General features: G+C 67.3%; 13 protein-coding genes. 12 read left to right on the top strand and 1 reads right to left on the bottom strand.

Annotated features, from left to right (window positions below):
• Positions 1-209: 209 nt before the first annotated feature.
• Complete coding sequence (locus AC1PLS_RS08455) at positions 210-548, bottom strand: HesB/IscA family protein (protein WP_016904198.1); 339 nt, start codon at positions 546-548, stop codon at positions 210-212.
• Positions 549-755: 207 nt separating this feature from the next.
• Here AC1PLS_RS08455 and asnS point away from each other — a divergent pair, with 207 nt between their 5' ends.
• The 12 genes from asnS to AC1PLS_RS08395 all read left to right on the top strand — a co-directional run bounded on the left by asnS (position 756) and on the right by AC1PLS_RS08395 (position 12,464).
• Positions 756-2,150, top strand: a complete 1,395-nt coding sequence (gene asnS, locus AC1PLS_RS08450) for an asparagine--tRNA ligase (RefSeq protein WP_039511777.1) — start codon at positions 756-758, stop codon at positions 2,148-2,150.
• Between the two features lies 1 nt (position 2,151).
• Positions 2,152-2,406, top strand: a complete 255-nt coding sequence (locus tag AC1PLS_RS08445) for a hypothetical protein (protein WP_166771171.1) — start codon at positions 2,152-2,154, stop codon at positions 2,404-2,406.
• Positions 2,403-2,708, top strand: a complete 306-nt coding sequence (locus tag AC1PLS_RS08440) for a hypothetical protein (protein WP_065032404.1) — start codon at positions 2,403-2,405, stop codon at positions 2,706-2,708. Before AC1PLS_RS08445 ends, AC1PLS_RS08440 begins: the two co-directional genes overlap by 4 nt.
• The gene (locus AC1PLS_RS08435; protein ID WP_024939855.1) at positions 2,705-3,031 is read left to right on the top strand and encodes a hypothetical protein; all 327 of its coding nucleotides are present in this window, start codon (positions 2,705-2,707) and stop codon (positions 3,029-3,031) included. The genes AC1PLS_RS08440 and AC1PLS_RS08435 overlap by 4 nt, the downstream gene beginning before the upstream one ends.
• 1 nt (position 3,032) lies before the next feature.
• Positions 3,033-3,671 (top strand): FMN-binding negative transcriptional regulator, encoded by a 639-nt coding sequence (locus AC1PLS_RS08430; protein ID WP_184434167.1) that lies wholly within the window; start codon positions 3,033-3,035, stop codon positions 3,669-3,671.
• 90 nt (positions 3,672-3,761) lie between these two features.
• Positions 3,762-4,424, top strand: coding sequence for a carbonate dehydratase (can, locus tag AC1PLS_RS08425; protein WP_016902447.1), 663 nt, complete (start codon positions 3,762-3,764; stop codon positions 4,422-4,424).
• Between the two features lie 85 nt (positions 4,425-4,509).
• Positions 4,510-5,040, top strand: a complete 531-nt coding sequence (locus AC1PLS_RS08420; protein ID WP_024939857.1) for a 3-hydroxyanthranilate 3,4-dioxygenase — start codon at positions 4,510-4,512, stop codon at positions 5,038-5,040.
• 201 nt (positions 5,041-5,241) lie between these two features.
• Entirely contained in the window at positions 5,242-7,383 is a 2,142-nt protein-coding gene (locus tag AC1PLS_RS08415; RefSeq protein WP_481104384.1) for an FUSC family protein, read from the top strand.
• 34 nt (positions 7,384-7,417) lie between these two features.
• Positions 7,418-8,689 (top strand): kynureninase, encoded by a 1,272-nt coding sequence (kynU, locus tag AC1PLS_RS08410; RefSeq protein WP_184434161.1) that lies wholly within the window; start codon positions 7,418-7,420, stop codon positions 8,687-8,689.
• Between the two features lie 172 nt (positions 8,690-8,861).
• Positions 8,862-10,229 carry an FAD-dependent oxidoreductase gene (locus AC1PLS_RS08405; protein ID WP_184434158.1) on the top strand — a complete coding sequence of 456 codons (1,368 nt, stop codon included), beginning with the start codon at positions 8,862-8,864 and terminating at the stop codon, positions 10,227-10,229.
• Positions 10,230-10,335: 106 nt separating this feature from the next.
• Positions 10,336-11,781 (top strand): exodeoxyribonuclease I, encoded by a 1,446-nt coding sequence (gene sbcB / locus AC1PLS_RS08400; RefSeq protein ID WP_016902452.1) that lies wholly within the window; start codon positions 10,336-10,338, stop codon positions 11,779-11,781.
• Complete coding sequence (locus AC1PLS_RS08395) at positions 11,778-12,464, top strand: DUF2461 domain-containing protein (protein ID WP_024940671.1); 687 nt, start codon at positions 11,778-11,780, stop codon at positions 12,462-12,464. Before sbcB ends, AC1PLS_RS08395 begins: the two co-directional genes overlap by 4 nt.
• The last annotated feature ends 95 nt before the right edge of the window (positions 12,465-12,559 follow it).

The raw sequence follows: 12,559 nt of genomic DNA, 5'->3' as shown, positions 1-12,559 counted from the left end.
CGGGGCGATAAGGCACCGCTTGCGCGCTACTGGCGCGCGCGCATTGGAACGCCCGCGCCGCAAGCGCGGGCCGGGGCGCGGGGGTTGGGGTGAGGGTCCGCGGCGAAGCCACTGGTGACGTCTAACCGCGCTAGGCTTCGCCCCACACCCTCATCCGCCCTTCGAGCACCGTCTCACGGTGGGAGAAGGAATAGCGCGCGCCGGCCGGCTCAGCGATGCTCGGCTTCGGTCGTGAAACTTTCCCCGCAGCCGCACTCGGCAGTCGCGTTGGGATTGCGGAAGGTGAAGGTCTCGCTCAGGCCGTGCTTGCCGAAATCGATGCAGGTGCCATCGACCAGCGGCAGGCTGACCGGGTCGACGAAGATGCGCACGCCCTCCTGCTCGAACACCGCGTCGTCGTCGCGTTTCTCGCGCGCCAGGTCGGTGACATGGCCCCAGCCCGAGCAACCGGTCTTGGTCACGCCAAAGCGCAGACCCAGCGTCCCCGGGGTCTGCTGCACGAAACGCTGCACGCGCTCCAGCGCGGCGGGGGTGAGGCTGATGGCCATGGGGGGTGCTCCGGAAACGATGGTGGCAAGTATAGCGAGGCTGCAATCACCGGGGCTGCAGCCGCTGCGACGACGTGTTCCCCAGATGGGGCCATGTCCGGCCTTGGACAAGCGCAACCATCCGCAAGCGGTTCAGATGCTCGCGCCGGCGCGCCCGCAGCCAGTAAACTCGCAGACCATTCAAAGTCGCTACGGCGAGGACAAGTCATGACGGTGGTCAGCGTTGAACATGCGCTTGCGGGAAAACTCCCGGAAGGCGGCGAAGTCACGGTACGGGGGTGGGTGCGCACGCTGCGCGGATCTGCCGGACTGGCCTTCATCAACGTGACCGATGGCTCCTGCTTCGCTCCGATCCAGGTGGTGGCCAACGACACCCTGCCCAACTTCGACGAGATCAAGCGCCTGACCAGCGGCTGCTCGCTGATCGCCAAGGGCGTGCTGGTGAAGTCGCAGGGCAAGGGCCAGTCGTTCGAGATCCAGGCCAGCGGCGTGGAGATCGTCGGCTGGGTCGAAGACCCGCTGACCTACCCGATCCAGCCCAAGCCGATGTCGCCGGAGTTCCTGCGCGAAGTGGCGCACCTGCGCCCGCGCACCAACCTGTTCGGCGCGGTCACCCGCATCCGCAACTGCCTGGCGCAGGCGGTGCACCGTTTCTTCCACCAGAACGGCTTCAACTGGATCAGCACCCCGATCATCACCACCTCCGACGCCGAAGGCGCCGGGCAGATGTTCCGCGTCTCCACGCTGGACATGGTCAACCTGCCGCGCGATGCCAGCGGCGCGGTGGATTTCAGCCGCGACTTCTTCGGCAAGGAAACCTTCCTGACCGTGTCCGGCCAGCTCAACGTGGAGGCCTACTGCCTGGCGCTGAGCAAGGTCTACACCTTCGGCCCGACCTTCCGCGCCGAGAACAGCCACACCACGCGTCATCTGGCCGAATTCTGGATGATCGAGCCGGAAATCGCCTTTGCCGATCTGGCCGAAGACGCGCGCCTGGCCGAGCAGTTCCTCAAGTATCTGTTCCGCGCGGTGCTCGATGAGCGTGGCGACGATCTGGCATTCCTGGCCGAGCGCGTGGACAAGAACGCGATCGCCAAACTCGAGGCCTTTATCAATGCCCCGTTCGAGCAGATCGACTACACCGAAGCGGTGAAGCTGCTGCAGAACTCGGGCAAGAAGTTCGACTTCCCGGTCGAATGGGGTCTGGACCTGCAGACCGAGCACGAGCGCTGGCTGACCGAGGAACATATCGGCCGCCCGGTGGTGGTGACCAACTACCCCGAGCACATCAAGGCCTTCTACATGCGCCTGAACGATGACGGCAAGACCGTCGCGGCGATGGACGTGCTGGCGCCGGGCATCGGCGAGATCATCGGCGGCAGCCAGCGCGAAGAGCGCCTGGATGTGCTGGATGCACGCATGGCGCAATTCGGCCTGGACCAGGAGCACTACAGCTGGTACCGCGATTTCCGCCGCTACGGCTCGGTGCCGCATGCCGGCTTCGGCTTGGGCTTCGAGCGCCTGGTGGTGTACGTGTGCGGGCTGAGCAATATCCGCGACGCCATCCCCTACCCGCGCGCGCCGGGCAGCGCCGAGTTCTGATGTGAGCCTGCTGGCGGCCGCCACGCTGCAGTTGCTGGCCTTCGCGGCGGCGTTGCCGGGCGCCGACATCGCCGGCGTGCGCGGCGTCCGACTGGCGCAGCGGGCAGCCGCACATCCCGGTGCAAGCGCCTGGTGGCAGGGTGACACGGCACGCAGGGCGATCATCCACGCCGTGCGTCCGTTATGGTGGACCATCACTGCGCTGGTGATCGGCGCAGCACTTCCCCAACTCGCACTGATGCTGGCGGGCACATGACCCTGTTCTTCGCGCTGTGTTTTGTCGGTGTGGCCGTTGCCGGCCTCACCGCCTTGCTGATCTTCTGGCCGCTGACGCTGGTGCACCTGCGCGACCGACATCCCGAGGCGCTGGCCAGCTTCGGCGAGCCGGCCTTCATCAGTCCTGCGGCGCTGCGCTGGTTGCTAGCGCGGCGCTACCGCAGCCATCGCGACGGTGCGCTGTCCGGCCTGGCCACGCCGGCCTGGCTGTCGCTGCTGACCATCTTTTTCGGCCTGGGCATGGCAGCCCTGCTCGGCCTGCTTTCCAAGGTAATGCCATGAATACACCGCAAGACACCGCACATGACGACCACGATTCGTGGTGGCTGGCCACGATCGGCCGCACGCTGATCTGGGCGCGCCTGCGCGTGAAGCAGGCCGGTACCGCCGAAGTCCTGGACAGCGACGGCAAGATCCTGCCCTACGACAGCGAAGACAGCGCCCGCGCGGCCTTGTTCGATGCCGAATTCGTCGCGCTCGACGGGCTGGACGAAGAAGACGCGCTGATGCGTGGCTTCTCGCTCGATGAGGTCTCGCCGCCGCGTGGCGACGACGATGCGGACCTGCGCGAACGCATGGTGCTGACCCTGGGCGGTCGCGCCTGACATGTACGCCCCACGCGCGTTCGCGCAGACCGATCTGGCCTTGCTGGACTGGCTGATCGCGCGCGACCCGTTCGTCACCATGATCAGCCACGGCGAGGACGGACAGCCGGCGATCTCGCATCTGCCGGTGCTGTACCGACGCGATGCGCAATCCGTGGTCATCGAAGGCCACTGGGCGCGCCCAAATCCGCAGGCACGTAGCCCCGGCGAAGCGGTACTGGTGGTGCAGGGTCCGCATGCCTATGTGTCGCCCAGCTGGTATCCGGACAAGGAAGCGGCCGCACGCGTGCCGACCTGGAACTACGCCGTGGCGCATCTGCATGGACGCTGCGAGCAGGTGAGCGATGAGGCGGCGCTGGGCGAGCTGATCGGCCGCATGAGCACCCACTTCGAACAACGCGTCGGCAGCGACTGGCTGTTCGAGATGGAACGCGACAGGCACCGCCGCCAGTTACGCGGCCTGGTCGGCTTCCGCTTCGTTCCCAGCCGCATCGAGCTGACCTTCAAGCTCAGCCAGAACCATCCGGCCGCTAATGTGGCGGCCGTGAGCGATGCATTGCAGCAACAGGCATCGGCCGACTCCCGCGAGGTGGCGTCGCTGATGCGCGATGCCCTGCTTGTACGCGACCGCGCGGTCTGAGCGGCGCGGCACACCCCCGATTTCTGCAACACCGCTTCTCGCTCATCTGTCGATCACACACTGCCCTCCTTCCTCTGGAATACTGCGCGCATGAACGAGCTCAACCATTTGCTTGAAAACAACCGTGCCTGGTCCGAGCGCATCCGCCGCGAGGACCCGGAATTCTTCTCCAAGCTGTCCACCCAGCAGACGCCCGAATACCTGTGGATCGGCTGCTCGGACTCGCGCGTGCCGGCCAACCAGATCATCGACATGGCCCCGGGCGAGGTGTTCGTCCACCGCAATATCGCCAACGTGGTGGTGCACACCGACCTGAACTGCCTGTCGGTGATCCAGTTCGCCGTCGACGTGCTCAAGGTCAAGCACATCCTGGTGGTCGGCCATTACGGCTGCGGCGGCGTGTTCGCCAGCCTGACCCAGAAGCGCATGGGCCTGGTCGACAACTGGATCCGCCATGTCACCGATGTGGCCGACAAGCACGAGGCCTGCCTGCACGACGCGGGCGACCTGCCGGTTCAGCACGCGCGCCTGTGCGAGCTCAACGTGCTCGAACAGGTGGTCAATGTGTGCCGCACCACCATCGTGCGCGACGCCTGGGACCGCGGCCAGGCACTGCAGGTGCATGGCTGGGTCTACAGCCTGCGCGACGGACGTGCGCACGACCTGGGCATGTCGATCGACCGCCCGGAGCTGCTGCAGGAACGCTACGACGCCGCACTGGCGCGCATCCAGGCCGATCACGCCGAACGCTGAGCCGCACCCGCACGCCATCCAGCCGCGGCGCTCATCGGCGCCGTCGGTTGGCTATGCTGGACGTCTTCTTTGCCGAGGAACGTCGATGCTGGTCCCGCCGATCAACCTGCAAGCCTGGATCGAGCAACACCGCCACCTGCTCAAGCCACCGGTGGGCAACAAATGCATCCAGCAGGACGGCTTCATCATCATGATCGTCGGTGGGCCGAATGCGCGCACCGACTATCACTACGACGAAGGCCCGGAGTGGTTCTTCCAGCTCGAAGGCGAGATGGTGCTGAAGGTGCAGGACGAAGGCGTGGCACGCGACATCCCGATCCGCGCCGGCGAGATCTTCCTGCTGCCGCCGAAGGTGCCGCATTCGCCGCAACGCGCGGCCGGCTCGATCGGCCTGGTGATCGAACGCGAGCGCTTGCCCAACGAGCAGGACGGCCTGCAGTGGTATTGCCCGCAGTGCAATCACAAACTGTACGAGGCGATGTTTCCGCTGCAGGACATCGAAACGGATTTTCCGCCGGTGTTCGATCATTTCTATCGTTCGCTCGCGCTGCGCACCTGCAGCCAGTGCGGGCATCTGCATCCTGCGCCGGAGCGCTATGCCACTGTCGAGGCATGAGTGGCGATGGCCGGGGCAATTCCAGACACGCGTCGCACAGGTCTTCGGGCGCATTCGCTCGGCGGTGGCCATCGGCGCGCCGCCGCGCCCTCGCAATGCCGCGCAACGCAATGACGATGCAGCAGCTGTGTGCAGCGCGCCGTGTGTCGAGCGTGTGCACGCGCCGCAGCCGCGCCGTGCGTCCGCATTGAACCCCATGCCATGCTGCGCACGCTGATCGACCTCAAGCCGCGCGACGTGCCATTGCGCGTTGCGCTGCGCAACACCGCCGCGGTGGTGCTGCCGCTGGCGGTCGGTGTGGCCACCGGGCACGTCGCCGCCGGTCTGGCCGTATGTACCGGCGCGCTCAACACCATGTTCACCGACCAGCCCGGCCCGTATCGCGCGCGCCTGCAACGCATGCTGATGGCCGCGCTGGCAGCGGGCCTGGCTGCGTTGCTCGGCATCTGGGTCGGCCACAACACGCCGGCATTGGTGATCGCCGGGTTGCTGCTCGGTCTTGGCGGCGGCTTGCTGGTGGCACTGGGCCCGGTGGCAGCGCGGGTGGGGCTGACCAGCATGATCCTGCTGGTGGTCAGCGCCGACATGCGCCTGCCGGTGCAGCAGGCCGCGGGCGTGGCGGCATTGATCTTCGCCGGCGGCCTGCTCCAGGTAGTGCTGGCACTGGCGGCCTGGCCATTGCAACGCTATCGCCCGGAGCGCTTCGCGCTGGCCGACCTGATGCGTCAACTGGCCGGCATCGCACGCCAGCGTCCGGAAGCCAGCGCCCCGCCACCGGCCACCCAGGAAGTGCTCGATGCGATGGTGATGCTGCATGGCGAGCATCGCTCGCGCGCGATCGCCGTGCAGAGCTTCCGCATCATCGCCGAGCTGTGCGAGCGCGTACGGCTCGAGCTGCTGTCGCTGGCCGATGTCGATACCCGCCTGACCGACTCGCAGGCGCGCCCGGCGATCGAGCGCGTGCTCGAACGCAGCGCCATCGTGCTGGAACAGCTCGCGCATGCGATGACGGTGGGCGAAGACCCGCTCGCCGCCAATGCCTCGATGACCGGCTTCGACGATTTGGTCGCCGCACTGGCGCAGTTCCAGCACGACAACGCCGATACCCGCGAGCGCCGGCTGGTGCGGGTGGCGGTGGCGCGCGCGCAAGGCCTGGGCGGCCAGCTGCGCGCCCTGATCCGCAACGCGCATTGGGCCAGCAGCCGTGGCGAGATCCAGGCGCAGCTGGCCGAAGCGCGCCTGCCGGCGGCACTCAGGCCCGCGGCGACCTGGGCCACGCTGCGCGCGAACCTGGATCTGTCCTCGGTGGCGTTCCGGCATGCCTTGCGTTGCGGCGTGTGCCTGGCGCTGGCGATCGCCTTCCAGCGCTGGCAGCAGATCCCGCACGGCTTCTGGATTCCGATGACCACCGCCATCGTGCTCAAGCCGGATTTCGGCGGCACTTTCAGCTTCGGCGCCTTGCGCGTGGCCGGCACCTTCGTCGGCCTGCTGGTGGCGACCTTGCTGGCGCACCTGGCGATGGACGGCGCCAGCGTCCGCCTGGCGTTGCTGGCGCTGTTCTGCCTGGGCTTCCGCCTGCTGACGCAGGTGAATTACGGCATCGGCGTGGCGTTTCTGACCGGCATGCTGGTGCTGCTGCTGTCCTTCGAAGGCGTGGCACCGGGCGAGGCCATCGGTGCGCGTCTGCAGGCCACGGTCGCCGGCAGTGCATGGGCGTTGATCGCCTACGCGGTGCGGCCCACGCGCGAGCGCCGGCATATCCGCGCGTCACTGGCACAGTTGCTGAGCGCCTATCGCGATCATCTGCGCAATCTGCTGCTCGGCAGGATGGACGATCTGGGCGACACCCGCGCTGCCGCACGCGTGGCGCGCACCAACGCGCAGGCCTCGATTGAACGCCTGCGCGGCGAGCCACGCAGCCGACGCAATCTGCACGAGCTCAAACTCGCCGAATCGTTGCTGGCCAACGGCAACCGGCTGATCCGCGCCACCCTGTCGCTGGAGGCGGTGCTGCGCGACGGCCATCTCCTGCCTGCGCTGGAAGCGCTGCCCGCCTTCGCGCAACAGGCCGACCAGGCATTGTCCGAGCTGATCGCCTGCCTGGTCGACGGCGGCATTCCCGCCGCGGCCACCTTGCGCAGCGCCGAGCGCCAGCTGTCCGATGCATTGGCCGCCCTGCCCGACGGCTCGCCCGCCACCGCCGCACTGGCCGACACCATCGACCGCATCACCGACAGTATCGGCACCTTGACGCATCTACTGCGCCCTGCCCGGCCAGCCTCGACCAGCGCTGCAGCCGAGCCAGCGGCCGCGCATGACGGCGCACACGGTGCCGGCGGGTAAACTGCGTCACTGACCTGCGTTGCGAGCCGTGATCATGACCGACCTGCTGTCCCGCGCCCATGCCGTTGCCCTGGACGCCGCCGACCCGCTGCGCCACCTGCGCGATGACTTCGTGTTCCCGCAGCATGCCGGCCAGGACCAGACCTATTTCGTCGGCAATTCGCTGGGCCTGCAGCCGCGCGGCGCGCGCGCGATGGTGGCCGAAGTGCTCGACCAGTGGGGCGCGCTCGCGGTGGAAGGCCACTTCACCGGTCCCACCCAGTGGCTGACCTATCACCAGCTGGTGCGCGATGGCCTGGCGCGCGTGGTCGGCGCGCAGCCCGGCGAGGTGGTCGCGATGAACACGCTGAGCGTCAACCTGCATCTGATGATGGCCAGCTTCTACCGGCCCACGCCCGAGCGTGGCGCCATCCTGATCGAAGCCGGCGCGTTTCCGTCCGACCGCCATGCGGTGGAATCGCAACTGCGCCTGCATGGGCTGGATCCGGCCACGCAGCTGATCGAAGTGGAAGCCGACCAACCCTATGGCACGGTATCGATGGCGGCGATCGCCGATGCCATCGCACGGCACGGTCCGCGGCTGGCGCTGGTGCTGTGGCCCGGCATCCAGTACCGCACCGGCCAGGCCTTCGAGCTGGGCGAAATCGTGCGGCTGGCACGCGCGCAGGGCGCGATGGTGGGTTTCGACCTGGCGCATGCGGTCGGCAATATCGCGTTGACGCTGCACGACGACGGCGCGGATTTTGCGGTGTGGTGCCACTACAAATATCTCAACGCCGGCCCCGGCGCGGTGGGTGGCTGTTTCGTGCACGCACGCCATGCCAACAGCGACCTGCCGCGCATGGCCGGTTGGTGGGGACATGAGCAGCAGAGCCGCTTCCGCATGCAGCCGCAGTTCGTGCCCTCGCCTGGCGCCGAAGGCTGGCAGCTGAGCAATCCGCCGGTGCTGGCGCTGGCGCCGCTGCGTGCGTCGCTGGAGCTGTTCGATCAGGCCGGCATGCCGGCGCTGCGCGCCAAGTCCGAACAACTCACCGGGCACCTGGAACAGCTGATCCACGCCCGCGTGCCGCAGGTGCTGCAGATCATCACCCCGGCCGAGCCGGCGCAACGCGGCTGCCAGTTGTCGTTGCGGGTGGCCGGTGGCCGCGCGCAGGGGCGCTCGCTGTTCGAGTACCTGCAGTCGGTCGGCGTGCTCGGCGACTGGCGCGAGCCGGACGTGATCCGCATCGCACCGGTGCCGCTGTACAACCGCTTCAGCGATCTGCATCGGTTGGTCGAACAGGTGGAAACCTGGGCCAGCGCCTGAGTACGCACGGCACAGACTGTGCCATCGACCAGATCGGTGCGTGGGCCGGAACCGGCACACGCGCACGTACACTCCGAACCCGCACCTGGCTGATCGCGGCAGGTGCCGTTACCAGCCATCCCCGTTCTCCCCCTTCGCCGGCACTTGCGTCCGGCCGCTGCCGGATACCGCATTGAGCGCAGTCTCTCCCCGTTCCCTGACTTTGATCGGCGCTGGCCTGGCCGGTTGCCTGCTAGCCATCCTGCTGTCGCGTCGCGGCTGGCAGGTCACCGTCTACGAGCGCCGCGGCGATCCGCGCATCAAGGGCTACGAGTCCGGCCGCTCGATCAACCTGGCGCTGGCCGAGCGCGGCCGCCATGCGCTGCGTCAGGCCGGTGCAGAAGACGCAGTGATGGCCAAGGCGGTGATGATGCGCGGGCGCATGGTGCATCCGTTGATCGGCGAACCGCAGCTGCAACGCTATGGACGCGACGACAGCGAGGTGATCTGGTCGATCCACCGCGCCGCATTGAATGTCGCACTGCTCGATCTGGCCGAACAGGCTGGCGCGCGCGTGCATTTCTATCGCCGCCTGCACACGGTGGACTTCGATGCCGGCTATGCGCGCTTCATCGACGACCGCGACGACCAGCCGCACGAAATCCACTTCCAGAGCCTGATCGGCAGCGATGGCGCCGGCTCGGCGTTGCGCGCGGCGATGCAGCGCAAGTCGCCGCTGGGTGAGCGCACCGAATTCCTCGATCACTCCTACAAGGAGCTGGAAATTCCGCCATTGCCCGGTGGCGGTTTCCGCATCGAAGGCAATGCGCTGCACATCTGGCCGCGCGGGCGCTATATGTGCATCGCGCTGCCCAACGACGGCGGCACCTTCACCGTCACGCTATTCCTGCCCAACGCCGGCGAGCCCAGCTTTGCCACCACGCGTACCGGCGACGAAGCGCTGGCCCTGTTTGCGCGTGATTTTCCCGATGCCCTGCCGCTGATCCCGCAACTCAAGGAGCATTGGGAAGAACATCCACCCGGCCTGCTCGGCACCCTCACCCTGGACCGCTGGCATCTGGGCGGCCGCGCACTGCTGATCGGCGACGCCGCGCACGCGATGGTGCCGTTCCACGGCCAGGGCATGAACTGCGCGTTCGAAGATTGCGTGGCGCTGGCAGAGCAGTTGGATGCGCACGAGGATCTGGAAACTGCGTTTGCCGCGTTCCAGGCCGCACGCCATGACGACGCCGCAGCGATCCAGCAGATGGCGCTGGAGAATTACCTGGAGATGCGCGACCGCGTCGACGATCCCGATTTCCTGCTGCAACGTGCGCTCGAACAGCAATTGCAGGCGCGCTGGCCCACCCGTTTCGTGCCGCATTACACGATGGTGACCTTCCTGCGCACGCGCTACTCGATCGCCCTGGCGCGCAGCGAGATCCAGCGCCAGATCCTGGTCGAGGCCACGCGCGGGCACAGCGACCTGTCGCGTATCGACTGGGCCGCGCTGGAGGCGGTCGTGCATACGCGCCTGCAGCCGCTGGAAGGCGCGCACTGATCCACCCGCACAGGCCGGCGTCAGCAGGCGTATACGCGGATAAGAGATACTAGGCAGCACTGGCGGCGCCCTGCGCAGCGCGCCGCGGATCTGGATTTTATACGGCATGCCTGACAGCTTTCTCTTCTACGACCTGGAAACCTTCGGCCAGGATCCACGCCGCACGCGCATCGCACAGTTCGCCGCGGTGCGTACCGATGCGCAACTGCGCGTGATCGAAGAGCCGATCAGTTTCTATGTGCAACCGGCCGACGATCTGCTGCCCTCGCCGTACGCGACCATGGTCACCGGCATCACCCCGCAGCACGCACTGCGCGAAGGCGTGAGCGAGGCCGAAGCGTTCGCGCGCATCTCCGAGCAGATGAGCCGGCCGCAGACCTGCACGCTGGGCTACAACTCGATCCGCTTCGACGACGAGTTCGTGCGCTGCGGGCTGTTCCGCAATTTCTACGACCCGTACGAGCGCGAGTGGCGCGGCGGCAATTCGCGCTGGGACCTGCTCGACGTGTTGCGGCTGGTGCATGCGCTGCGCCCGGACGGCATCGTCTGGCCGCAGCGCGAAGACGGCGCCACCTCGTTCAAGCTCGAACACCTGGCCGATGCCAACGCAGTGCGCGAAGGCGACGCGCACGAGGCGCTGTCGGACGTGTACGCCACCATCGGCATGGCGCGCAGGTTCCAGCAACATCAACCCAAGTTGTGGGACTACGCACTGCGCCTGCGCGACAAGCGCTTTGCGGCGACGCTGCTGGACGTCATCGCGATGCAGCCGGTGCTGCATATCTCGCAGCGCTATCCCGCCTCGCGCATGTGCGCCGCCGCGGTGCTTCCGTTGACGCGCCATCCGCGCATCGACAGCCGCGTGATCGTGTTCGATCTGGATGGCGACCCTGAAGTGCTGTTGCGCCTGAGCCCGGACGAGATCGCCGACCGGCTGTATATCCGCGCCGCCGACCTGCCCGAAGGCGAGCAGCGCATTCCGCTCAAGGAAGTGCACTTGAACAAGTCGCCGGCGCTGGTGGCCTGGCAGCATCTGCGCGCAGCGGATTTCCAGCGCCTGGGCATCGACCACGACGCGGTGCTGGCCAAGGCTGCACGCCTGCGCGAGCTCGGCCCTGAGCTGGCCGAAAAAGTGCGCCAGGTGTACGGCAACGAGCGCGCTGCCGCGCCGGCGGTCAACGATGCCGATGCCTCGCTCTACGACGGCTTCCTGGCCGAAGGCGACAAGCGCCTGCTGGCGCAGGTGCGCGCCAGTGCGCCGGCCGAACTGGGCGCGCTGGAGTCGCGCTTTCGCGACCCGCGCCTGGTCGAGTTGCTGTTCCGCTACCGCGCGCGCAACTGGCCGCAGACGCTGTCGTTCGAAGAGCAGGAACGCTGGAACGTCTACCGCCGCCAACGCCTGCTCGACGACCGTGGCCTGGGCGAGCTCACGCTCGATCAATTCCATGCGCAGATCGCGGATTTACGGCTTGCTCACCCCGACGATGCTACCAAGCAGTCCCTGCTCGATCAGCTCGCCGCCTGGGGTTTGGACCTCCAACGCACGCTATGACCACCTATTTTTCCGACGCCAGTTTCAAGTTCCTGCGCGCACTGGCGCGCCACAACGACAAGACCTGGTTCAACGATCACCGGCATCAGTACGAGGCGCATGTGCGCCAGCCGTTCCTGCAGCTCATCACCGACCTGCAGCCGGCCCTGGCCGAGGTCAGCGAGCACTATCGCGCCGACCCCAAGACCCAGGGCGGCTCGCTGTTTCGCATCTACCGCGATGCGCGTTTTTCCAACGACAAGTCGCCGTACAAGAACTGGCAGGGCGCGCGCCTGTTCCATGAGCGCCGCCGCCAGGTGCCGGCGCCGTCGTTCTACATCCATCTGCAGCCGGGCGAAAGCTTCGTCGGTGCCGGGCTGTGGCATCCGGAGCCGGACACCCAGCGCAAGCTGCGCCAGTTCATTTTCGACAATCCCGCCAACTGGAAAGCGGCCGCCTACGAACCCAGACTGCGCCGCAAGTTCGCGCTGGACGACAGCGAGAAACTGGTGCGCGCACCGCGCGGCTTTCCCAACGAGTTCGAGTTCATCGACGATCTCAAGCATCGCAACTGGGCGTACCTGCGTCATCTCGACGATGCCGTCATGACCGGCCCGCGCCTGCGTCAGACCATCGAGGCCGACCTGGTGGTGCTGGCGCCGTTCGTCGATTATCTGTGCGCCGCGCTGGATCTGGAATTTTGATGGATCGCGCGGCGCCGACGGCCATCGACGCGGCGCCGGCGATCGGCATACCGGAGCGATCTCTCGCTGCCCGGCGCTGTGCATCGCTGCGTCTT

The sequence above is a fragment of the Xanthomonas sp. NCPPB 3218 genome (assembly GCF_056725185.1).
Note: the sequence above shows the minus strand (reverse complement) of the source record. Positions and strands in the feature narration are given on the sequence as shown.